Origin of the sequence: Paenibacillus sp. EPM92, from assembly GCF_016586185.1 — a bacterium.
GTDB classification, from domain to species: Bacteria; Bacillota; Bacilli; order Paenibacillales; family NBRC-103111; genus Paenibacillus_G; species Paenibacillus_G validus.
This window is the reverse complement of record NZ_BCPS01000048.1, coordinates 1-22014: the sequence shown is the minus strand read 5'-3', so window position 1 is coordinate 22014 and position 22014 is coordinate 1. Positions and strand designations below refer to the sequence as shown.

Annotated in this window: 21 protein-coding genes; 4 read left to right on the top strand and 17 right to left on the bottom strand. The window is 48.5% G+C overall.

All coding sequences use genetic code 11. From position 1 onward, the window contains the following. Nucleotides 1-199 precede the first annotated feature (199 nt). A complete protein-coding gene (locus JMF85_RS09100; RefSeq protein WP_201318087.1) occupies nucleotides 200-385 on the top strand; it encodes a hypothetical protein in 186 nt (61 codons plus the stop codon). A 260-nt stretch (nucleotides 386-645) separates the two neighbouring features. On the opposite strand, the gene JMF85_RS09095 is transcribed toward JMF85_RS09100, so the two are convergent. After that, entirely contained in the window at nucleotides 646-1500 is an 855-nt protein-coding gene (locus JMF85_RS09095; protein WP_127608147.1) for an ABC transporter ATP-binding protein, read from the bottom strand. Nucleotides 1501-1892: 392 nt separating this feature from the next. Here JMF85_RS09095 and JMF85_RS09090 point away from each other — a divergent pair, with 392 nt between their 5' ends. Continuing rightward, on the top strand, nucleotides 1893-2150 hold the full coding sequence (locus JMF85_RS09090; protein ID WP_236595795.1) for a hypothetical protein: 258 nt from the start codon (nucleotides 1893-1895) through the stop codon (nucleotides 2148-2150). A 124-nt stretch (nucleotides 2151-2274) separates the two neighbouring features. Here the strand turns inward: JMF85_RS09090 and JMF85_RS09085 are convergent, their stop codons facing one another. From JMF85_RS09085 to JMF85_RS09030, 12 genes are all read right to left on the bottom strand, one after another. After that, entirely contained in the window at nucleotides 2275-2460 is a 186-nt protein-coding gene (locus JMF85_RS09085; protein ID WP_054796192.1) for a hypothetical protein, read from the bottom strand. Between the two features lie 61 nt (nucleotides 2461-2521). Beyond that, nucleotides 2522-3781, bottom strand: a complete 1260-nt coding sequence (locus JMF85_RS09080) for a substrate-binding domain-containing protein (protein ID WP_372814256.1) — start codon at nucleotides 3779-3781, stop codon at nucleotides 2522-2524. A gap of 65 nt (nucleotides 3782-3846) precedes the next feature. Next, nucleotides 3847-4998 (bottom strand): Gfo/Idh/MocA family protein, encoded by a 1152-nt coding sequence (locus tag JMF85_RS09075; protein ID WP_127608148.1) that lies wholly within the window; start codon nucleotides 4996-4998, stop codon nucleotides 3847-3849. Between the two features lie 17 nt (nucleotides 4999-5015). Continuing rightward, nucleotides 5016-5978, bottom strand: a complete 963-nt coding sequence (locus tag JMF85_RS09070) for an ABC transporter permease (protein WP_054796191.1) — start codon at nucleotides 5976-5978, stop codon at nucleotides 5016-5018. Next, nucleotides 5959-7452: a sugar ABC transporter ATP-binding protein gene (locus JMF85_RS09065; protein ID WP_127608149.1), complete on the bottom strand. Its 1494-nt coding sequence runs from the start codon at nucleotides 7450-7452 to the stop codon at nucleotides 5959-5961. Before JMF85_RS09065 ends, JMF85_RS09070 begins: the two co-directional genes overlap by 20 nt. Before the next feature lie 71 nt (nucleotides 7453-7523). Continuing rightward, on the bottom strand, nucleotides 7524-8693 hold the full coding sequence (locus JMF85_RS09060; RefSeq protein WP_127608150.1) for a levoglucosan dehydrogenase: 1170 nt from the start codon (nucleotides 8691-8693) through the stop codon (nucleotides 7524-7526). 45 nt (nucleotides 8694-8738) lie between these two features. Then, on the bottom strand, nucleotides 8739-9554 hold the full coding sequence (locus JMF85_RS09055; RefSeq protein ID WP_201318086.1) for a sugar phosphate isomerase/epimerase family protein: 816 nt from the start codon (nucleotides 9552-9554) through the stop codon (nucleotides 8739-8741). A gap of 63 nt (nucleotides 9555-9617) precedes the next feature. Then, nucleotides 9618-10436, bottom strand: coding sequence for a sugar phosphate isomerase/epimerase family protein (locus tag JMF85_RS09050; RefSeq protein ID WP_308645021.1), 819 nt, complete (start codon nucleotides 10434-10436; stop codon nucleotides 9618-9620). Then, nucleotides 10433-11683, bottom strand: a complete 1251-nt coding sequence (locus JMF85_RS09045) for an NAD(P)/FAD-dependent oxidoreductase (protein WP_201318085.1) — start codon at nucleotides 11681-11683, stop codon at nucleotides 10433-10435. Before JMF85_RS09045 ends, JMF85_RS09050 begins: the two co-directional genes overlap by 4 nt. 11 nt (nucleotides 11684-11694) lie before the next feature. Beyond that, nucleotides 11695-12141, bottom strand: a complete 447-nt coding sequence (locus JMF85_RS09040) for a MocE family 2Fe-2S type ferredoxin (protein WP_230876277.1) — start codon at nucleotides 12139-12141, stop codon at nucleotides 11695-11697. Nucleotides 12142-12196: 55 nt separating this feature from the next. Continuing rightward, nucleotides 12197-13309: a fatty acid desaturase family protein gene (locus JMF85_RS09035; RefSeq protein WP_054796188.1), complete on the bottom strand. Its 1113-nt coding sequence runs from the start codon at nucleotides 13307-13309 to the stop codon at nucleotides 12197-12199. Between the two features lie 29 nt (nucleotides 13310-13338). Continuing rightward, the gene (locus tag JMF85_RS09030; RefSeq protein WP_201318084.1) at nucleotides 13339-15327 is read right to left on the bottom strand and encodes a LacI family DNA-binding transcriptional regulator; all 1989 of its coding nucleotides are present in this window, start codon (nucleotides 15325-15327) and stop codon (nucleotides 13339-13341) included. Between the two features lie 477 nt (nucleotides 15328-15804). On the opposite strand from JMF85_RS09030, the gene JMF85_RS09025 reads away from it, so the two are divergent. Then, nucleotides 15805-17361, top strand: a complete 1557-nt coding sequence (locus tag JMF85_RS09025) for an ABC-F family ATP-binding cassette domain-containing protein (RefSeq protein ID WP_127608154.1) — start codon at nucleotides 15805-15807, stop codon at nucleotides 17359-17361. A 226-nt stretch (nucleotides 17362-17587) separates the two neighbouring features. Here the strand turns inward: JMF85_RS09025 and JMF85_RS09020 are convergent, their stop codons facing one another. Further along, nucleotides 17588-18277: a Gmad2 immunoglobulin-like domain-containing protein gene (locus JMF85_RS09020; RefSeq protein WP_201318083.1), complete on the bottom strand. Its 690-nt coding sequence runs from the start codon at nucleotides 18275-18277 to the stop codon at nucleotides 17588-17590. A 303-nt stretch (nucleotides 18278-18580) separates the two neighbouring features. Between JMF85_RS09020 and JMF85_RS09015 the strand changes: the two genes are divergently transcribed. After that, complete coding sequence (locus tag JMF85_RS09015; protein WP_141335806.1) at nucleotides 18581-19345, top strand: cysteine hydrolase family protein; 765 nt, start codon at nucleotides 18581-18583, stop codon at nucleotides 19343-19345. A gap of 387 nt (nucleotides 19346-19732) precedes the next feature. Here JMF85_RS09015 and JMF85_RS09010 read toward each other — a convergent pair whose 3' ends face one another. The 3 genes from JMF85_RS09010 to JMF85_RS09000 form a co-directional block, all read right to left on the bottom strand. Further along, nucleotides 19733-20515 carry a squalene/phytoene synthase family protein gene (locus JMF85_RS09010; protein ID WP_201318082.1) on the bottom strand — a complete coding sequence of 261 codons (783 nt, stop codon included), beginning with the start codon at nucleotides 20513-20515 and terminating at the stop codon, nucleotides 19733-19735. A gap of 510 nt (nucleotides 20516-21025) precedes the next feature. After that, the gene (locus JMF85_RS09005; protein WP_201318089.1) at nucleotides 21026-21184 is read right to left on the bottom strand and encodes a hypothetical protein; all 159 of its coding nucleotides are present in this window, start codon (nucleotides 21182-21184) and stop codon (nucleotides 21026-21028) included. A gap of 325 nt (nucleotides 21185-21509) precedes the next feature. Beyond that, complete coding sequence (locus JMF85_RS09000) at nucleotides 21510-21938, bottom strand: PH domain-containing protein (RefSeq protein ID WP_181410187.1); 429 nt, start codon at nucleotides 21936-21938, stop codon at nucleotides 21510-21512. Nucleotides 21939-22014 lie beyond the last annotated feature (76 nt).

Sequence of the window (22014 nt, the reverse complement as noted above, 5' to 3'; positions counted from 1 at the left end):
AGAACGCTTCGTAATGTACCACATTCAAATCGTTATTGCAACTTGTTTTTTTCTTCCATTCAAGGGGTCTAACCACATGCTCAGAAGCGCTCAACTTGTTTGCATTCGCCGATTGTTTCAACGGCCGAATCGTAATGTATCACATCCGATTCGATTTGGCAACTGCGTTTTGTTCTTCCATTCAAGGGGTATATCCACCATGCTTAGAAGCTTTCAACTCGGGCTGCGTCCGCTGCTCTTTCAAACAGCCGGATTCGTAATGTACCACATCCGATTCGATTTGGCAACCGTGTTTTTGTTCTTCCATTCAAGGGGTATATCCGCCATGCTCAGAAGCTTTCAACTCGGGTTGCATCCGCTGCTCTATCAACAGCCGGAATCGTAATGTACCACATTTGATATTCGTTTGCAAGTGACAGTTCTCTCCTTCTGCTCCAGCTTGCTTGGCGCCGTAGACGCTGCAGACGATGCCGGCTCAGCCTGCTATGCTTTCCCTCACCCGACAAGACCCATGAGCGCCGCCCCGCAGGCTGCGGGATCCGGCAGCACAACGCCCGGCATCAACGGAACATGGATTGTCGATGTGGATCTCCTCCTCATGCTGTTTCGATCAATTGGTAGCCATGTGCTTCAAGTTGACCGGAATCAAACGCCTGCGGCCATGGCAGCCCGCTGCTCCTCTGGTACAGAATTTCGATGCTGTGTGCCGGGAAGCTCACCCACCAACTCGTAAGGCATGCACAGCGGCACGCCTGTGCGCGGGTCGGGCACGATGTCCGCCTCAATTCCGAATACCTGACGAAGTACATCCTGCGTGACTACCTGCTCCGGCGTCCCTTCGCTCACCACTCGGCCGCTTTGAATCGCAACCACGTGCTGAGCATAGCGGGTCGCATGATTCAAATCATGCACCACCATAATGATAGTACGTCCTTCTTCCGCGTTCAGCTTCTGCAGCAGCTTCAGCACCTCGAGCTGATGCGCCATATCCAGGAAAGTGGTCGGCTCGTCGAGAAACAGAATATCCGTCTGCTGAGCCAGCGCCATGGCAATCCAAGCGCGCTGCCTCTGTCCGCCGGATAACTGATCGACAGGTCGGTCTGCAAAATCCCCCATGCCCGTCACTTCGACTGCCCAATGAATAACCTCTTTGTCCTCCTTGCTCAGCGAGCCGAACCCCTTCTGATGCGGAAACCGTCCATAAGAGACGAGTTCCTGCACAGTCAGCCCGTCAGGGGCCGTCGGATTTTGCGGCAGGATGGCAAGCTGCTTCGCTACATCCTTAGTCGTCTGCTGATGAATCGATTTGCCGTCCAGGAAAATTTGCCCGCCCTTGGGCTTCATAATCCGCGCCATAGATTTAAGAATGGTCGACTTGCCGGAGCCGTTGGCGCCTACGAGGGCTGTAATTTTTCCATTCGGAATGGATAAATTCAATCCTTCGACAATCAGGCGGTCATCATAAGCTACGTCCAGCTGTTTGGTAAATAAGCGGGTCATTGTATATCCTCCTTCAATGTCATGCTTTGGAATTGGCAAGCAGGTATAAGAAATAAGGAACGTATAATAAATAGCGTTACACGGAGTGTCAATAAAACTTGGAGAGACCAATTATCCCGATTCGTAAGACTTTAATTGTATTTCGATTTCAGTTCATTTGTCAATAATGATTCTCATTATCATCTCTTATCATAACCTGATGCACGCCTATTGTTGCAGCTTGCTTTGATGCGATGTTGCCGGCGGCAGCGAGGCGTTTTAGCTGATCCTGCATAAGGCTGGTATAATAGATCAAAGCGAACATGAAGAACACAGATATCCTTATCGGGAGGTTACAGGATGGACGCGAAAGTCGAGCAGACGTTAGAAGCGGCTTTAAAAACTGGAAGTCTATGGCGGGGTCGGAAAACGATGAAGCGGAATCGACTGCGGATGAATTTGAAGCTTCTTTCTATAAGTTTATCGATGCTGTACGCGAGTGGGTTTACGGGTTAGATCAACGACCGCAGACACTCGAGGAATTGGCAGAGCTGCCTCTGATCAAGCATATTCTCGATCTGCTTCCGGAGCCGCTCCATTTGAACTTTGAAACCGAGGCCGAACTTATCCTTGAACATAAGAGCAGAATCGACGAGGACAAGTATGATTAAATAGAATCGTTCTCTAGGCATATCTGTTCTTTGTATCTTATGAAAATGAACAAGGGACTTCCCGCCATCGGGAAGTCCCTTGTTCATGCTTACAGCATTTCTTTACCGGTTTTGAATATCGGGTTTAGTGATGATCAGGATCAGGAGTTAAGATCTGGATATTGTCTATCCGCACGTTGTGCAAATCCCCTGTCATATCGCCTACGACGACCTCATCACCCTTGATGTCGACGACTGTAACCATTTCATACGACCTTAACTCGCCTGTTGCTTTGACGACGACAACCCGCATGCCTTCCATTAATTCCATGGTATCCTCTCCTTACTGGTCGCTAAGCAATCAGAGGGAATCCAGTCTTGATTGCATCCAATTACTTCTTGGCAGCGTCTTGAATCGTTTTTGGTGCATCGACTTGGTAGACGGTTTTCCAGGATTCCAGAATATTTTCTTTCGATACGGCAAGGGCAGGTACGGCAACATATGGAGGCGTTTCTTTGCCAAGCAAGGAATAAGCGGCCAGAATGGCTTCGGCAACGCCTTGGTCGTAAGGTAATTGTGCGCCGAGACCTTTGACCATGTCGCCTTGTGCGATATTAAGCGCAACGTTTGTGCCCAAATCAATAGTAGTGATGACCAGATCATTTTTGCCTGCCGAGCGTGCAGCTGCCAGGGCCCCTTCCGCAGGAGCATCCCATACGACAAAGATCCCTTTCAAATTCGGGTTTTTAGTCAGCATCGCAGAAGCCACTTTCTCGCCGTCATTGGGTCCTGCAATACCGCCGCGATCGACGATCTTGATGTTCGGATATTTTTCTTTGATCGTTTTCTCAAAAGCTTCCGTTCTTTGTTTGGTTACGAAGAAATCCGCATCGTGGAAAATAACGCCGATATCTCCTTTTTCACCAAGCGCCTTGGCCATAAGATTGGCCGCTTCAACGCCGTTTCCATAGTTATCCGCGGAAACTACACTGACATAATCTTTACCGTGCTCCAAACCGTTCGGTTTATTATCCATAAATACCAGCTTCACGCCCGCGGCAGCAGCTTTTTTAAACGCTTCTGCGGTGGAGACAGGATCAACGGGAATACTGATGAGGATGTTCGGTTTTTTGGTCAATATAGTCTCAATATCGGATACTTGTTTTTCCGGTTTAAAGTTAGCGTCCGTTTGCGCAATCACTTCGATACCCATCTTGGCAAATGTATCCTTGAGCCCTTTGACCTGCGCAGTCGACCAGTCGTTGCCGGCATAGTGCAGGGCAACGGCTGCTTTGTATTTTCCTTCTTTGATTTTCGCCAATTCTTCCGGAGTCAGCTTCAGCGTTTTGGCGGAGATGGCGCTTTCTCCATTCGGACCTTTACTTAAAATCTCTTTATCGGGAAGGCTCTGATTAATAGTCACTGGACCGTCAGGAGTAGTGGTTGCTGCCGGTGGCGTGGCCGCCGGCGTATTGCTGTTTGCTTCGCCGCCGGTTCCCTTGCTGCTGCTGCTTCCACATCCGGATAAGACGATGCTGAACATCAAAATGAATACAAAACATGCGGAAAATAATTTTTTCATTTTCGATAACCCCTCTTCTACATGAAATTTAGTTGCAAACACACACCGATGAAGCCAGATTCCCTTCAAGCTTGTTGCCCTTGCAAGAAAACGCTGTACTTTTGGGCGGCATTCCCCCTTTCATGCGTACCTGGTCAAGAAATGCTCTCAACCTTTTCCCAAGTGCCCGTTTTAGCGCTTTTGACGATGGCATCGATGATAAGCATGATTTGATAACCTTCCGCGAAGGAAGCAACGGAATCAGAATGGGTCATTTTCCCTTCTACGGCATCGTAAAAGTTCTGCATCATGTTTTTCAGGCTTTCCGTCCATCCCTCTTCATGCCCGCCCGGGTAATGAAGGAACGGAAGCACCTCTTTCTTCACGAGGCCGGGGTCTCTCAATACGGTTTCACTTGGTTTATCCCGGTACCTTATGGTCAGACGGAACGGTTCTTCCTGCTTCCAGGTGCCGGAAGCGACAGAGCCGTCTATATTCAAAACCAGGGCATTCTTGCTCCCTGCGGATACTTGGGAGACCGTAAAAACGCCTCTTGCCCCATTATCGAATTTGACCAATACGGAGCAATAATCTTCCGTACTGACATCAACCAGACTGGCATTTTCCTTTCCGCCGTTTTGGAAAGTTTGCTTTTCTTTTAGCGGTTTGTAGCGTTGAGGGATCATAATCGCCGTATCGGCCATGACTTCCGTAATTTTCATTCCTGTTACGTACTGCGTCAGGTCGAATAAGTGGGAGCCGATGTCACCGATGGCCCTTGTTTTTCCGCCGTACTCGGGCTCCAGCCGCCAGTTATAGTCCGTATCGTACAATAACCAATCCTGCAAGTAATTGCCGCGGACAATACGGATATCGCCCAGCTCATTGTCCCTCACCATACCGCGAAGGTGCTGAACCATGGGGAACTGTCTGTAATTGAAATTGATTCCGCTAACCAGATTTTTTTCTTTCGCCAAATGGTACAGTTCCTTGGCCTCTTCGCTTGTCAGCGTGAGCGGCTTCTCCGAGAGCAGATGCTTTCCATGCAATAAAATTTGCTTATTAATCTCGTAATGCAAATAATTCGGCGTACAATTATGGATCACATCAATTTCCGGGTCTTTCAATAAGTCCATATAATTGCCATAGGCTTTTGGGACATTTAGTAATTTTGCGCTTTGCTCGGCTTTGTCCTGACCGCTTTGCGCGATCGCAACGACTTCGACAAAACTGAGCCGTCTGACCGCTTCAATGTGCGCTTGTCCGATAAAACCGGCTCCCAGTATCGCTGCTTTTATTTTTCTCATGAGCAATCCTTCCTTGATTACTTACTGATCGCTTTACGTCCGAAAGCCACAGCGAGGATAATAATGAGTCCCTTTACGATCATTTGCTGGCTGACATCCAGTCCCATAATGATCAAACCGTTGTTGACCGTTCCAATCATCAGCGACCCAATGACCGTGCCGATAACCGTACCTACGCCTCCAAATAAACTGGTGCCTCCTAAAATAACGGCTGCAATGACGGATAGTTCGTCTCCTTCGCCGAAGGTGTAGCGTCCGGAATGCATCCTTCCCGCATACAGCATGCCGGCAAGTCCTGCAAGCACGCCCGATCCGATCATCACGTACAGTTTCGTTCTGGCAACGTTCACACCCGAGAACTTTGCTGCGCTTTGATTTCCGCCTGTGGCCAGCGTTCTTCTGCCGAATGCGGTTTTACGCAATATCACATGCCCGATAAAAACGATCGCCACAGTCCAGATCAACAGAATCGGCACGCTTCCGACATCGCCAGATCCGAAGAAATACACAAACGTTTTGTCAATGATCGGCACAGGCGCCGTATTCGTTATCCACATCGCCATTCCTTTGGCTATCCCCATCATCCCGAGCGTGACCAGGAAAGAAGGGATAATGACCTTGGTCACCAGCAAACCGTTAATTAAACCGATAATGAACCCCGTCCCCAGGCCGGCTATGATCGCCCCCGGAATACCGAATCCAGCTTCCAACGCCATGGCCGACGTTAATGAAGATAGAGCCGCTATGGAACCGATAGACAGATCGATTTCCGCAGCACTCATCACAAAAGTCATCGCCACGGCCATGATGGATATGATCGCAGTCTGGCGAATAATATTCAACAGGTTGTTCGCCGACAAAAATCCGTCAGAGCTTAACGTGATTGAGAAGTAAATGAAAACGCCTACAAAAGCGATATAAACAATATATTGCCGCCAATTAAAACCCTGAATACCCGGGTTAGAAGCCTTGGATTGCATGCTGCAAATTCTCCTCCGAATTGATTTCCTCGCGCATAAATTGTTTGACGACTTTTCCTTCATGAAACACAAGGATCCGGTCGCTTACGGCCAAAAGTTCCGTCATTTCCGAAGATACAAGCAGAATGCTCTTTCCTTCATCGGCTAAATCACGAACCATATCGATAATTTCCGTTTTGGCCCGGATATCGATCCCGATAGTCGGTTCGTCAAGCATGATGATTTCCGGCGAATTGGCCAACCATTTGGCAAAAACGATTTTTTGTTGATTCCCGCCTGACAGCAAACGCGATTTCTTATAAATGGAGTCGGTTTTAATGTTTAATTTTTTGACCCATTCTTCGGACATTTGGTTTCCCTTCCTATCGTTGACAAGCACATTCGTAATCTTGGAAAGGGACGGAAGCAAAATATTATCTTTCACTTCATGATCCAGCACCAACCCTTGAACCCTTCGATCCTCAGGCACTAAAGCAAGTCCGTTATGGATGGCGTCTTTTGGCGACCGTATAGCGACTTTCTTTCCTTTTATATGAATTTCACCTTCGGTGATCGAATCGATTCCGAACAGCGCCCGCAAGGTTTCGCTTCGACCGCTTCCCATCAAACCGGCGATTCCCACAATTTCTCCATGCTTCAATTCAAAATCTATACCGTTCACCCGATCGTTTGTTTTCAAATTTTTAACTTGAAGGATAACCTTGTGGCTGGCCGGTTGTTTGCGCTGCTTCCATTCAAACTTATCCAGGTTTTTACCCGCGATGTGCTGAATGACGCTGTCCATATCCAACTCATTCGTATCCGCTGTGATAATGTGACGCCCGTCGCCCATGATCGTAATTCTGTCGCAAATCTGGAATATTTCTTCCATCCGGTGGGAAATGTATATAATGGAATAGCCCTTCCGTTTCAATCCCCCAATAAAGTCGAACAATATTTCCGTTTCCCGTTTCGTTAAAGAAGATGTGGGCTCGTCCATGATCAAAATTTTCGTTTCCTTGGCTAACGCCTTGGCAATTTCCGTCATCTGCCAGTACCCGACGCCCAGATCAGCCACCAGGTCATTCGGTTTGATATCAACGTTCAATTCCTCCAGCAGCTGCGCAGCCATTTGAACGCATTTCTTGTCATCAATAAAACCCCATGCCGTTCTTGGTTCTCTCCCGATATATATGTTTTGAGCGACGGTTAACGTGGGAATAAGACTGAACTCCTGAAAGATCATGGAAATCCCTTGTTTCTCCGCATCATTAGGCGTTTTGATTTGAACTTCGGCACCGTCCAAATGTATGCTGCCCGCATCCAACTCATATACGCCCGTCAAAATCTTCATTAAGGTCGATTTCCCGGCCCCATTACCGCCCATCAGGGCATGAACCTCGCCCTTTCTCAATTCGAAATGAACTTGATCGAGTACTTTAATTCCATTAAATGATTTGGAGATTTGGCGCATTTCCAGCATTGGCGTTTCCATTCGAAGTACTCCTTTATAGGATGACCTCGGGACGGGCGACCGTCCCGAACGCTATCCTTCTTATGCAAAATCTACATGTAAACGATCTTCACCCATTTTTCAGCATTGGCAGATTCCAGGATGGCATCACTGATAACCGCAATCCGATAACCGTCCTCGAAATTCGGAGACACTTCCGTATCGTTTACGATGGAAGAAATAAAGTCATGCGCTTCAATGATCTTGGTTTCTGTGTAACCAATGCCCAAGGCGGGAATCGGCCACAGTGCTTCGCCATACGGATGAGCCGGCCCCGTATAAACGGTGCGGAACCCTCTTCTGTCTTCCGGATCGCTGGAGAAGCATACTTGCAGTTCATCCCTGCGCTCATAGTTAAAACAGATGGAACCCAGCTCGCCATGGATTTCAAACGTAATAAAGTTATTCCGGCCCCACGCATTGCGTGTTGCTTCTATGCTGCCGATGGCGCCGTTATCGAATCGGAGAAGCGCGCTCACTTCATCGTCTACGTCTACCGCTTCCTTCCTCACATCGCTTCCGGCCTTCACCGTACCAAGCTTGTCAACAGAGCCGGATTGAACCGGACGTTCCTTGATCCAGGTTTGGGACGTTGCCAATACTTCGCTGATGTCCCCGACCAGGTAACGCGCCATATCGATAACGTGCGTTGCAATATCGCCGAGTGCCCCGGAACCGGCAACCGATTTCCGGAACCTCCAGGAGAGAGGCGAATTCGGATCCGCCGACCAATCCTGAAGATACGTTCCGCGGAAATTCAAAATTTTACCGATCGAGCCTTCTTCGATATATTTCTTTGCCAGTGCGATTGCAGGGGTGCGTCGATAGTTGAAGGCCACCATATGCTTCACGCCTGCTTCCTTGACGGCATCCAGCATCCGTTTTGATTCTTCTGCGGTACGGGCAAGCGGCTTTTCACAAATAATATGCTTGCCGGCTTTCGCAGCCGCAATGGCGATCTCGGCATGCGAGTCATTCGGCGTCACAATATCGATAATGTCGATAGCCGGGTCTTCTACCACGCTTCTCCAGTCGGTCGAATAAGATTCGAATCCATAACGCTCGGCGGCGGCTTTTGCCATTTCTTCGTTTATATCCACGACGGTTTTACGCTGAGGAAGCGCAGGCGCCGGCCAAAAAAACATCGGCATTCCCGCATAAGCGATTGAATGTGCCTTCCCCATGAAGCCTCCGCCGATCATTGCTATGTTTAGTTTACGCACGGTGTAATCTCCTTTGTTATGATGACTTACGAATAGAAACCGGCATTACCCGATGTTTAAACGCTCTTTCAAGTAGGCTTTACTAATCTGTGCGCCCTTGAATGGATCCTCGTAGCTGTCGAGCTCCACCGTGATCCAGCCTTCATAGTTCGCTTCACGCAAGATGGATACCATCTCCGCGAAATTCTGGTTGCCTTCTCCAAGCGGTAAGAAAGCGCCGGACTTGTAATCCTTGAAATGCACATATTTGATTCGATCCACATATTTTTTAATCACGGCTACGGGATCTCCGCCACCCGCTTCGATATGGGCCGTATCCGGGCATAATGCAATCGAAGTCAGCCCCATAATTTTGTCGAGCTGATCCGGTCCCTGCACACATGTGCCCAAATGCGGGTGGTAGCTTGGCACCAATCCGTATTTTTCCGCAATTTTCGCGCCCCGCTCCAAAGACTGTGCCAACTGCTCATAGTCCGATTCCTGAATGCCGCCCGCCCGTACGGCGCCTCCTCCAAACACAAGATGCTCCGTGCCGAACTCAGCAGCCAGTTTGGCAACCTTCTCGATTTTGTCAAACTCTTCTTCCAGAATATCTTTGAAAATAAAATTCGCCCCGGTATACACCCCTACCACTGCCAGGTCCAGACTTTTCAACAGCTGGCGAAATTCGTCCTGGCGATTCTCATACTGCATCAAATTTCCGTCAAACAGCTCGATGCCCTTGTATCCTGCGGCCGCTATATCCCGAAGTGCCTGCTCGGTCGAACCGTTGGCCAAGTAATAAAGATCTTTGACGGAGGTTACACCTGCGGGATGTCCGACTACACCGCCCCATGTATTTGTTTGGTAACCCAATTTCATTTCAAAACCTCCCCGGGATCATTAAACGCGTTCATTCATTGGCTTCCATTGCCTCCGCTGTTACTATGCGATCAGCTTTTCAAACCGCTCCTTCATCCATAAGCAGACTTGCCACAAATCCGCCACCGGCTGGCCCGTGAACGGCAGTCTCGGCATGTAATCCGGCGGTCCGAATTCCGGCGTGAACGTGAGCGGCCTGCCGCTATTTGCTCGCGCTTGAATAATCTGCTTCCACCAGTCTTCATGCGCGCTCAGTTCCGTCTTGTATTCGGGAGCCGCGGGATGGGGAACTTGTGGTCCTTGCGCATATCCGACCCGCGAGTGAACATGTATAGTCCGCTGGAAAGCCATCTCCAGGGATTCCTTCTGATCTTGCAGCAGCGATTCACACACGCATACCCAGTGACTAAAATCGGCCGTCAGCTTCAATTCCGGGAATTCCCGGAGGAGAGCCGCTGTCGTCCAAGGCGTAAACATGGCTCGTCCCCGGTGTGTTTCGTGTCCGACCGGAATGCCCAATCTCTGCTCGACGGCGAGCGCTTTTTCGAAAAATGCCGCCTGTTCGTCAAACGGCATTGCGTCTTTGGCGCTATGTGAATTGATCATGATCGGGGCCAGTGCCGCCGCTTGTTCCGTCTGCCGGCGAAACGATTCCGCATGATCGGGGCCCTCTGTGAACACCATCGAAACATAATCGAGCTTGTATTGCTCCAGCAGACTGCGGAACCGCTTCTCTTCCACGTTCACTCCACCGGTAATGGCCAGTTGGCTTGGTACGGGGGATTCAATTCCATGGTAGCCTGCGGCGGCAATCTGCTCGAACTGGCTCTCCAGAGAACCTTCCATCCCCCAGAGCGATTTGATGCTTTTTATTTTCATCATGGCCTCACCAGATCCTTTAGAAGCGCTTTCAGCTTCACGTCAGGGTTTTCCAAATCGTTCAGATCAGGTCTCGCTTGCTGTTGAATGAGCATTTCAGCGAAACGGATGTCCTTGGCAATTTTAGAGATCGGCCCAACAGCGCTGGCCGCGACTAACCGTCCGTCAGAGGTAAGATGGAAAAAGAACTTGCCGTCTTCGCCGATATTGCGGCTTACCATGATTTCGCCAAAGTCCGTCAAACCGGCCACTTGCAGCGTTTGTTCGTACTGATCGGACCAGAACCAGGGTACGACTGTATAAGCTTCCCCTGCGCCCATCATGTTACGAGCCGCTAGTGAACCTTGATCCTGGGCGTTACGCCAGGATTCAAGCCGAATTCGTCGGCCGTCATATAAAGCATGCGGGAAGGAGCAGCAGTCCCCGGCGGCAAAAATATACGGATCGCTTGTTTGGAGCCTCTCGTCAACCCGTATTCCATTCTCGATCTCCAGCCCGCAACCGGCAGCCAGCGTTATCTCCGGAACAGCGCCGATCCCGATAATAATAGAGTCGCATTCGATCGAGGTCCCGTCGGCAAGAACGATAGCCTGACGGCCGCCGTTGTTTGCTATGCTGTCGATGGTAACGCCCAATTTGAAATCGACGCCGGCGGCACGATGACGGGCTTCCACGATGTCGGCGATTTCCTTGGGCACACCCCGCGTCAGAATGCGCGGGCCCAGTTCGATGAGCGACACGGTACAGCCTCGCTCAACAGCGCTCGCCGCGGCTTCAAGTCCGATGAATCCGCCGCCGATGACCGCAACATGAGTCCCGGGCTGCAAACGCGAACGAAGCGACAGTGCGTCGGAAAACGTCCGCAGGTAGAGCACATCCGCGTTCTCGGAGCCTTCTAACGCGTACTTGCGCGGGCGGGCCCCTGTAGCAAGCAGCAGCCGGTCGTACGGGAGTTGCCGTCCGTCTTCAAGAATAACGGCACGGTTATTTCTGTCGATCTCTACGGCCATGCAGCCGGACAGGAATGTAATGTCGTGCTGTAACAGCTTCTCATCGTTCAGGATGAAAATCGGCGACGGTTCATCTTCGCCCAGCAGCAAATTTTTTGAAAGAGGAGGACGCTCGTAAGGCGCATGCTTCTCTTCACCGATTAGCGTGATAGGTCCGCTCCAGCCCTGCGTCCGCAGTTCGACAGCCGCACGCGCTCCGGCTTCGCCTGCCCCGATAATAACCATGCCAGCTTCGTTCATGACGATCCCCCTCAATCGACTTTGATGAAGAGCATACCCGCGTCAATCTTAACGGGATACGTCTTAATCGCGTCACAAATTGGGGCCCGCTTGGCTTCACCGGTTGTGAAATCAAGTCGGCCGTTATGCTTCGGACATTCGATGAGATTTCCCATCACCAGGCCGTCCGCCAGATGAACCTTCTCATGCGTGCAATGCCCGTCGGTCGCGAAGCAGTCCCCTTTGGCATTACGATAAAGCGCGTAGGTTCGGTCGCCATGATCAAATCGAACAACATCTTCTACATCGATATCTTCAACAGCACATGTTTTAATCCAGCCTTCGTTATTCATAAGTACCTCCATCATGTAATCGCTTGTAGGTTTGAACTGCTGCAGTGCGAATGACAGCCGGGCAATGCGAGGAACGATAAGCCGCCTGCATTGCCGCGGACTATTAAGCGCTTTCAATGCCGTCATTCAAGAGTCTCCTTGATGGAGAAATTTAAGTTTGGTCCCTGCGATGCTTTCCTGCTTACTCCGCTTTCCGCATGAGCGTCGCGTCAGGAGCTACCGTTCCATAGGGTGCCGGACCATATTTATACGGACGCGCGGTTTCGGGTAGCTTGCGCACGATGGTATAAGTAGGATCTTTACGCTGCTTCCGAAGCGCCGTGAAAACTTCCATGAGAGCCGCCCAGAGACTCGGGCTTGCCGGCGGGCAGTCCCCCTTCATCTCTTCATGAAGCTTGGGAAGGGCATGATAAGGAACCATTGGAAACATATGATGCTCGATGTGATAGTTCATGTTGCAGTAAAGGAATCGGATAATCGGATTCATATAAACCGTACGTGTATTCAGGCGGTGATCCAGAACATCTTCATTAAGCCCCAAATGCTGCGTCCAGGCGACAATCATAACGGCGTAGAAGCCGTAAAAGGTTGGAAGAACGATAAACATGGCCGGCAGTATGCTTCCCGTGTAAATACAAGCCGCTATTACCGCCAAAAAGATAAGTATCCATACACGAGCTTCCCAATACGCTTTCTTGAACTCGGATGCAGGAATATACTCCAGTTCCTCTTTATCCATCTTACCGAAGGCATGCAGCAAGACTCTTTTCAGGTCGATCACTCCGCCTATCAAGCGAAACAATTCCGCCGCCAACACTCGCCAAACCGGTGGTCTTGGGGCATGGATCTCGGGATCACGGCCAACAATATAGGTGTCGGTATGATGGCGGGCATGGCTCCAGCGCCAAGGCGTCGCCGGGAACAGGTTCATGAATGAAGCGATCTGATAAATCACTTCGTTCATCCAAGGCGTTTTGAACATGGTTCCATGACTGGCCTCATGCCAACGCGAGTTCCCTGGCAGCGCATACACGGCACCGTACGCTGCGAATGCCGGAATTGCCCACCATGTCCCCCAGGAAAGGTATGCCAGATAGCCGAGGATGCCCAGCAAAGCAAACCAGATGATCGTATCCCGGATGGCCGGTCCGTCCTTACGCTTCATGAGCTCCTTCATCTTTTGGCGGGGAATCGGGGAAGCGTACCATTCGGCCGACGCAATCCCTTTCTCCTGCGCCCGCTTATCCTCCGGTCCGCCGAGGCTATAATCTCTTCTGTTGATATTGACAGCCATAAATAACTCCTCCTTAAATCCATATTTCGTCAGACTGTTTTATTGCTTTTCATTGCATTGACCAATGCAGCGGGAGGTCTTTCACGCAATACTTCCTGCCACCCGGTCAACAGGTTGTCGGCCGTGATTCGATAAGGCGTAATCCCGATAAATGACGGGATTTTTTTGCCGATTAACGCATTAGCGGCCGCTAGAGCCATCGCCCTTCCCTGCTCATAAGGCCGCTGAGCGCTGAGCCCCTTGATCGGCCCGCCCATCGCGATGTTCATAGCTCCCTCATGATCCAAGTCCGCCGTTACAATACTGATGTCTTCGCGGTTCAATTCGCGTAAAGCGGCTAACGCTTCCAACGCCGGGCCTTCCCACGATACATATAGTCCTTCGATTTCAGGATGGCTTCGGATCATCTCATAGCACTTGTCGAAGGCTTTCTTTTCGTTGATGAAATTTTCGATCGCTACGATTTCCAGTTCGGGGAACTCCTCGCGCAACACCTGCTCTACGGCCATATCTCTTTGCTTTGTGGCAAAGAAAGAGGCGCCGTGCATGATTAATCCGATTTTTTTCTTCTTATTTTTGGTTAAATGTTCGCCAAGGATTCTGCCCGCAATTTGACCGTTCTCCCTCTGATTGACTGAGACGCAGGTCACATAATCGTCGCGGGTAAACCCATTCGGCACATTATCAATCAGAACAAGCTTCGTTCCTGCAGCGACAACTTCCCTGTAGCTTTGAACCGTCAAAATCTCATCGGCGGGAATACTGATCAGAACATCGGGATTCATCGTTAAAATACTTGCATGCTGCTTGATTTGAAGTTCAGGATCAAAGTGCGCATCCATAACGGCAAGAACTTTTACACCCAACTCCGCAAAAACGTCCTTGATCCCTTTTTCATGCAGCCTTGCCCAAGCAATGCCTGAATAGTGAAAAGAAATGGCTGCCGTATAGGAACCTGCTTTAATCTGTTCCATCTCAAAAGGACTCAGTTGCAAAACTTCGGGACTTTCCGCTTTTTCCCCAAGCGGCCCTCTGCCAATGCACTGCGTGGAATTTCTTACCCTCAGCCTGCTGGGAACGATCGTGTCCTCCGCGCTATCCTCCGAACCCTTTAACTTGTCATTTAGCTTCTCAACACTTTTCATGCCAATCTCTACAGGGTCAAACGCAGCGGTCGTCAGAGCGGGCTGAAGTAAATGACTCAGCTCGAACTCGTTAAAGCTGACCAGCGAAATATCATCGGGACACTTTATATTGTTGCTGTTGAATAATCTTAACAGCTCCAACGTCGCATTTTTATCTGCGCTGAGCACTGCGGTCGGCCGATTTTCGTCTGTAAAGATTTTGTCCATCATCTGTTTATCAAATTGATCATAGGCGCCAACGCCGATGACAAGCGCCGGATCAAACGGAATGCCGTTGTTTCGCAGCGCATCTTTATATCCGTTGAGCATTTGACGGTGCGTATAGCCATCCTTCAGCTCATGAATATAACAAACCCTTTCATGTCCGCTTTTTATGACATGATGCGCAGCCTTGTAGGCGTTCTCATAATAATTAATCACGACATTGCCAGTTTTTGAATCGCTTTCAAGATGATTGATGAATACGGTCGGCGTGCTCAATTCCCTCATCTTGAATACGTCTTCATTACTGTTCTTGTCAGGTACCAGGATGATGCCGCAAGGTTTCTCCAGCCTTATATAATCACGTATCGAACCTTTGTTCTGCGAGTTTAATATCACCACATGATAGCCGAACTCAACCGCTTTGCTTTTTATCCCTTTAATGATATTGACGTAAAAATAATCCTCTACATTCTCCACCAGACATAAAATCACATCTGAATGAAGGGCTTTCATATTTCGTAATACAAAGTTAGGCTGACCTTCCGATTCGTTTATGACAGCCAGCACTCGTTCCGTTAATTCTGCACTTACATATCTTGTTTTGTTGACCACATGCGATACTGTGGCGACCGAAACTCCTGCTTTTGCTGCGATGTCTTTTATCTTCATCGTCACTCACCAATTTTATTATTTACGTAAAAAATCGTATCAATTATTCGGCTTCGACTCTCAACACACCTCATTTCCTAACATTTAAGGGTAATTATAGGTGATTTGCGCAAATAAACGAGTTCATATGTCTTTTATACCATAAAACATACTTGTTCGTCTATATAATTTACGCAATTTTTTCCGCGTAATTTAAAGAAATTTATATTTTTCCTCTTCTTATTAGGTTGTTTTTCTATTTATTTTGATCATTCCAACGTTTTTTACGTAAAAAACATAATCGATAACATGATATTCAGTTCCAACTATGTTCATTATTCATTTTTTACGTAAAAAATTATCTTGGTAAAACTCGCTTGCGTAACACGAAATAGACTCTTTATATTAAGGTTTTTACATCGTCTCCCACATTGAGTTATCCGCACCTTAACGCTTATAATAAAGCGATAATAAAGTTTAAAGGAAAAGGTGTCATTCATGAGCATATTAAACGTAGAAAGACTAAGCCATGGCTTTGGAGACCGCGCCATCTTCAACGATGTATCCTTCCGCCTGCTCAAGGGCGAGCACATCGGACTTATCGGCGCCAACGGCGAAGGCAAATCCACCTTCATGAACATCATTACGGGCAAGCTCCAGCCGGATGACGGGAAGATCGAATGGTCCAAGCGCATGCGCGTTGGATATCTCGATCAGCATGCGGTGCTCAGTAAGGGCATGACGATCCGCGACGTCCTAAAGGGAGCCTTCCAATACTTGTTTGATATGGAACAAGAGATGAACGACATGTACGCCAAGATGGGCGAGGTATCTCCGGAGGAGCTTGAGCAGCTGCTCGAGGATGTCGGAACGATTCAGGATACGTTGACGAATCAGGATTTTTACATGATCGACGCCAAAATTGAAGAAACCGCCCGCGGACTGGGACTTACCGATATCGGACTGGATAAGGACGTCAACGACCTTAGCGGCGGTCAACGGACGAAGGTATTGCTGGCGAAGCTGCTGCTCGAAAAGCCGGACATCCTGCTCCTCGACGAGCCGACGAACTATCTCGATGAACAGCATATCGATTGGTTGAAGCGCTACCTGCAAGAGTACGAGAATGCATTCATTCTAATTTCACACGACATTCCGTTCCTTAACAGCGTCATCAACCTGATCTATCATATGGAGAACCAGGAGCTAAACCGCTATGTTGGCGATTACGACCACTTCCAGCAGGTCTATGAAATGAAAAAGCAACAGCTGGAATCCGCCTATAAGCGCCAACAGCAGGAGATTGCCGATTTGAAAGACTTCGTGGCCCGGAACAAAGCGAGTGTCGCGACGCGGAATATGGCGATGTCCAGACAAAAGAAGCTCGACAAGATGGAAGTTATCGAGCTCGCTAAGGAAAAACCGAAGCCACAGTTCAACTTCAAGGAAGCGAGAACGTCCGGCAAGCTGATTTTCGAAGCCAAGGATCTCGTCATCGGTTATGATAGTCCCTTGTCAAGGCCGCTTAACCTCCGTATGGAACGCGGTCAGAAGATCGCGCTTGTGGGTGCGAACGGGATCGGTAAAACGACGCTGCTGAGGAGTATCTTAGGCGAAATCAAGGCTTTGTCCGGCTCCGTTCAGCTCGGAGAGAACCTGAACATTGGTTACTTCGAGCAGGAAACGAAGGATGCCAACTATAACACATGCATCGAGGAAGTATGGAACGAATTCCCTTCTTTCTCGCAGTTCGAAGTGCGCGCGGCGCTGGCCAAGTGCGGGCTCACGACCAAGCATATCGAGAGCAAAATTGCCGTGCTTAGCGGCGGCGAGAAGGCGAAGGTGCGCCTCTGCAAGCTGATCAACCGCGAAACGAACCTGCTCGTGCTCGATGAGCCGACCAACCATTTGGATGTGGATGCCAAGGATGAGCTGAAGCGTGCCCTTAAGGCGTACAAAGGCAGCATCCTGCTGATCTCCCACGAACCGGAATTTTATCGCGATGTCGTTACAGATACATGGAACTGTGAATCCTGGACAACGAAGGTGTTTTAAACGGTATTCCTCGAAAGCTTGTCTGACCGTTAGTGGTAAGACAAGCTTTTTTTGCGAACATAAGCATGAGGCTCTTCTCCCTAACCAGCCTCCCATTCGAGACGGCAAAAGAGGAGGGTTCAGCACCCTCCTCCCCATGCTATGTTCCGACCCGTTGCTTCTGGAATGTGCTCCCCGGGTCCGGCCCACTTCCGTCAACTTGCCGATTTATCGATCTCAGTTACTATCACTCAACCGTATAATTGATGCGCTCCTCGGGAACTTTCAAAGGAACGATCAACTCATGCCCGGCGCCTCCGTCTTTGGCGCTGTGAATGTACAGGATTAACATCATGTTGGGCTGCGAAGCTTTCTCATAGCTGACGTCGAAGTGGAAACGGCCCCATGCCGGGGCGCCCTCTTCGGCCATTTCGTGCCCTTCGGCTAAAATAGTGTGTCCGTCTTCCAACGTCCAGCTAAATGCGGCTTCGAATACGCGGGCTTCGCCTTCGACCGTGAAGGTGGGGCCGACTTTTGTCCCCGGCAGGGGCGAAAATACGCGGAAGGCATCGTTTGCCGCCACAGGAATCGGGACGGTTTGGCCGGAGCGGGCGTCAATTTGTATAGTGACGGGTTGATCGACGGTTTCGTGTTGGACGAGTTCTACGTTCCAGTAGCCGTTCTCCGCATCCAGCGAGGCGGTTTTGACAGCCCATGCGGCGGTCGGCCCGGTTTGAAATTGCAGGGCGGCTTGCACGGCGTCCGTTTGACCGATCATGCCTTCGGGCACCTCCTTCGTATCATGCATGATGATTTTGGCGGCAACGGTCTGTGCCGGGTACGATTCTTTGACTGCCCCTGCATGCCACGCTTCCACTTGTGCGCCGACCGGCATACTCTCAGGCGAAACGTTACGGCCGCCGCTGTTCTGGAGCACCGTCCGCTCGTTTACGGTAAACCAAAGGCATCGATATAGGGGGCGCCGTTTTTTTCAACATAGGCTGTGATTAACCAACGGCTCCCTTCCTTTTGTATGATGCTCCCCTTGTCAACCACCTTGACCGCTGCCCTTTAGTTGAGAAAGAAGGAACGGGAACCGAAGCACCGTTCTGGTGCTCTCGATTCCCGTTCGTGAACAAAATGAGTTGTTTTCCCATCAACCTCTGTCCCCTGTTGAATTTTGGATAAACCATTGAATAAAGCACATAATATGTGCGTATATCAATGAAAGGAGATCCTCATGAGAAAAATTGTACCGTGTTTCTTTGTGTTTTCGTTATTTGTCAATGTTGATCTTTATGGTTTTCATCCAAATGTTGCAGCAGCGCAAACCGCACCACTTCCATCACCGGGAATGAAAGTGACTCAAACCAATACCGCTTTGGTGCTCACAGATCCGCAAAATGACTTTTTAAGCCCAAAAGGTGTAGCCTGGAATTTAGTAAAAGACAGCGTTGCTGAAAATCATACGATTGAGAACATTGAATTATTATTAAAAACAGCAAAGGAAAACAAGTTTAAAGTGTTTGTGTCCCCTCATTACTATTATCCCTATGACCAAAAATGGATGTTTGGGGGAGCTATGGAACATTTGATGCACGGTATCCACATGTATCAACGAAAAGGCCCATTATCGCTTGAAGGCTTTAAAGGCTCTGGTGCCGACTTTCTGGATAAATATAAGCCCTATATTGAAGATGGCCAAACCGTCATCACAAGTCCGCATAAAATTTTCGGACCTGAAGCCAATGACTTGGTTTTGCAGCTGCGAAAACAGGGAATTACCCGCGTTATTCTTGCAGGTATGTCAGGGAATCTGTGCATTGAATCTCATATGCGCGAACTCATCGAACAGGGATTTGAAGTGGCAGTGGTTCACGATGCCACAGCTTCCGCAAAAATAAACGACTTGGATGGGGATAAGGCCGCAAAAATAAATTTTCGTATGATTGCCAGTGCTTCATGGTCTACTAATGAGACTATAGATAAAATGAAAAATTCATAGGGACTGAACATGAAAATCCCCCCAGTTCAACGCATAGCAAAATTCTTACTTCGGAGTGGTTTACATTCTCCGCAAGGAATTCGGAATTGGGCAACTAAACATCGTGTCTGACTTAGATGGGCTCTCTTTTGCAATACACGTCGTTTTTCAGGAATACCTCCACAACCTTGACGAAATTGCTGAGAGGATTACACGGATTGAAAAAAGAAATCCACGATCAGGCTACTGAGAGTATCCATGCCCCTGAACGTTGATGGGAGCCCCGTTTGCGCTCGCCTTGCTGTTTTCTTCCAAAGTGCAACTGCTTATGCGTTTGTTTTTTCGTATTATTAGGCCAGCCAGAGTTTGGGGACAGCCCCTTATTTACGTCTACATATGGACAATCGGTTATCCAGTCACACGACTCACAATTTTTAGAACCGCATCTCTCGTTAATTTGTTTCCTCCGACAGCGATGAGGTTTACCGTAGCATGAGCTAGCGCTAATGGTATCTTGCAAAATTTCAACGCCGGACCTTCCTTCAGATCTGCGATATAAGAGTCGGCAAGTTGTAAATTGCGACGTGTGTATTGCTGCATCTCCTTGAATCCCCAGCCGTCAGGAAAGAAGTCAACGCCTCGTTTAAGATCTTCCTCTCGATTTCGGAGGATATTGACCGCCTGCAGTCCTCTTCCGAAGGCAACCGCCTTCGTTAGATCGGATTGCGTCCCGTCATGCCACAACCATAGTTCAGATAACATTTCTCCAACCATACCAGCTACACTATAGGTATAGCGGTCCAAATCCTCTTCCGTATGAATGCTCCACCCGTTCTGAACCCATTCGGCCATTTGTAACGACATCTTTGCGATGTAACGATATACGATTGGGGCTCCGGAGGTCGGACATAGCATCGCCCACTCATGAAGTTGCCTGGTAACTGCCGGTAATACGGCCCCATACGGCGATAGTATTTTTTGTGTTGCTTCGATAATATGCGGGGATTGGAATGCCTCGTGTATCCCGAGTAATAGTTCCACTTTCAATGGGTCTGTGAGTTCATCATGATCCTCGATTTCATCTATAGCCCGCATACACAGATAGGCAGATGTTACAGCCTCCCTTAATCCTAAATCCAATTGACTTATCGGAATATAAAAAGTACGGCTCGTTTTCTTCAACATGGTCATTGCATCATTCCGGACGACGTTATTAATGAGTATTCCCTCCAAGTATAAGCTTAGCTTTTAATTTTTTCATCGTTTAATTTCATGATAACATACATTGATATTGTCAATCCAAATCCGATAACCATTACTCTACTAAGCTGTCCGTTAGCGGAGAAGGCTGCCGATCCATTGCTGTCGGCAGCCTTCTCCAGAGCTTTATTGAGCTCTCGTATCTGTTCGTTCAGCTTTTAGAGGCTATACTATTTATTTTACTAAACTGAGGTAATGGAAGTCGATTATTATTTTTGCGGCAACGAAGCCTATTAGCCTGTACAAGCGAAAGGAGGAAGAGCATGGATAATGGAACTAGTCATACAGAAACAAAATTGGAGTCCACAGTTATAACAGCAGCTTAGAACGCAAACTAGTCCTGAAACCTGTCGAGCACGTATTGACGAATAGTAGTTAATAATAATGTAAGAAAGCGCATGTCGTTAAGGGTAAACCCCTGTGAGAGCATGCGCTTTCTATCTATTCGTCAGTGGCTATCTTCCGGTTATTCTTCTCTTCTTCTTCGACTACGTATTTCATCCCCCCATTTCGGGCATGATCCAAGACTATATTGACTTCCTTGGATTGTCCGGTTTTGGGATCGAATGAAGTGACTGTTTCCTTTTGCTCGTCCATCATTATTTCACCTCCGCATTTAGACTGCACATATTCTTGGGAGATCATCCATAAATCAGCCTGTTCCTACCAAGAATAACAGCCTATGTTTGTATCAAAGCGCCGCGACACAAACATGGGTGTATATTTAAATTGCCGGCAGCTTCAGCCGCCGGCATTTATTGTGCTGACGTTTTCCGCAATAATCGTCAGCAAATCTTTATCGAGATCAGAATCTACAAAGTGTACGAATGATATCGTAGAGATCAAGTCTTTACCATTGAATTTCCGTAGGCCATCCATTCTTTTTCGTTATTAACATGACAGCCTGCTATTCAGCACAGAAGGCTTAACGTGTCTCCATGTGCAAATGAGGACATCGCTTCTTTAACTCCGTCAAAAAAGCTTCTTCATCTAGGGGTGATATATGGATATAATCATAGCTGCCATAATTAATTTCAATTCTGCGGCTAGAGGTAGCCGCACTTGCCATCCACGATCGAATCGGCTTTACTTTGGCGATACTCTCGAAAGGAATAGATTGGGTTACCGGTCCAGTCCGAATAAACAAGTCACTTTCATTTAGCACGTAGTATGTCGCAGTCCATAGCCAGGCTAAAAAGCCAGCCATTGAATAGCAGAGAAGAAAGATTAAAGTTCCACCAATGATTCCCGCTCCTTCTTTGAAAAAAGGAGATAGACCACTGATAAGCAGCACAAGGATACTCGACCAAATCACGATTGATAGCCAGAGATCTCTCCTAGGAGAAAACTTCATAGAAACACTCTCCTTTCGATGATAGGTCATTAATAAAAAATGGGTACTCTGTTAGCGTTTATCATTTTCTTGGCAA

Bases quoted from the DNA above. Each gene is read 5' to 3' on its own strand.
- JMF85_RS09065 (WP_127608149.1), bottom strand. From the start codon at position 7,452: ATGGAAACGCCAATGCTGGAAATGCGCCAAATCTCCAAATCATTTAAT.
- JMF85_RS09010 (WP_201318082.1), bottom strand. From the start codon at position 20,515: ATGACCATGTTGAAGAAAACGAGCCGTACTTTTTATATTCCGATAAGT.
- JMF85_RS09000 (WP_181410187.1), bottom strand. From the start codon at position 21,938: ATGAAGTTTTCTCCTAGGAGAGATCTCTGGCTATCAATCGTGATTTGG.
- JMF85_RS09045 (WP_201318085.1), bottom strand. From the start codon at position 11,683: ATGAACGAAGCTGGCATGGTTATTATCGGGGCAGGCGAAGCCGGAGCG.
- JMF85_RS09025 (WP_127608154.1), top strand. From the start codon at position 15,805: ATGAGCATATTAAACGTAGAAAGACTAAGCCATGGCTTTGGAGACCGC.
- JMF85_RS09055 (WP_201318086.1), bottom strand. From the start codon at position 9,554: ATGAAATTGGGTTACCAAACAAATACATGGGGCGGTGTAGTCGGACAT.
- JMF85_RS09050 (WP_308645021.1), bottom strand. From the start codon at position 10,436: ATGATGAAAATAAAAAGCATCAAATCGCTCTGGGGGATGGAAGGTTCT.
- JMF85_RS09005 (WP_201318089.1), bottom strand. From the start codon at position 21,184: ATGATGGACGAGCAAAAGGAAACAGTCACTTCATTCGATCCCAAAACC.
- JMF85_RS09090 (WP_236595795.1), top strand. From the start codon at position 1,893: ATGGCGGGGTCGGAAAACGATGAAGCGGAATCGACTGCGGATGAATTT.
- JMF85_RS09100 (WP_201318087.1), top strand. From the start codon at position 200: ATGCTTAGAAGCTTTCAACTCGGGCTGCGTCCGCTGCTCTTTCAAACA.
- JMF85_RS09075 (WP_127608148.1), bottom strand. From the start codon at position 4,998: ATGAGAAAAATAAAAGCAGCGATACTGGGAGCCGGTTTTATCGGACAA.
- JMF85_RS09030 (WP_201318084.1), bottom strand. From the start codon at position 15,327: ATGAAGATAAAAGACATCGCAGCAAAAGCAGGAGTTTCGGTCGCCACA.
- JMF85_RS09070 (WP_054796191.1), bottom strand. From the start codon at position 5,978: ATGCAATCCAAGGCTTCTAACCCGGGTATTCAGGGTTTTAATTGGCGG.
- JMF85_RS09035 (WP_054796188.1), bottom strand. From the start codon at position 13,309: ATGGCTGTCAATATCAACAGAAGAGATTATAGCCTCGGCGGACCGGAG.
- JMF85_RS09085 (WP_054796192.1), bottom strand. From the start codon at position 2,460: ATGGAATTAATGGAAGGCATGCGGGTTGTCGTCGTCAAAGCAACAGGC.
- JMF85_RS09095 (WP_127608147.1), bottom strand. From the start codon at position 1,500: ATGACCCGCTTATTTACCAAACAGCTGGACGTAGCTTATGATGACCGC.
- JMF85_RS09015 (WP_141335806.1), top strand. From the start codon at position 18,581: ATGAGAAAAATTGTACCGTGTTTCTTTGTGTTTTCGTTATTTGTCAAT.
- JMF85_RS09040 (WP_230876277.1), bottom strand. From the start codon at position 12,141: ATGACGGCATTGAAAGCGCTTAATAGTCCGCGGCAATGCAGGCGGCTT.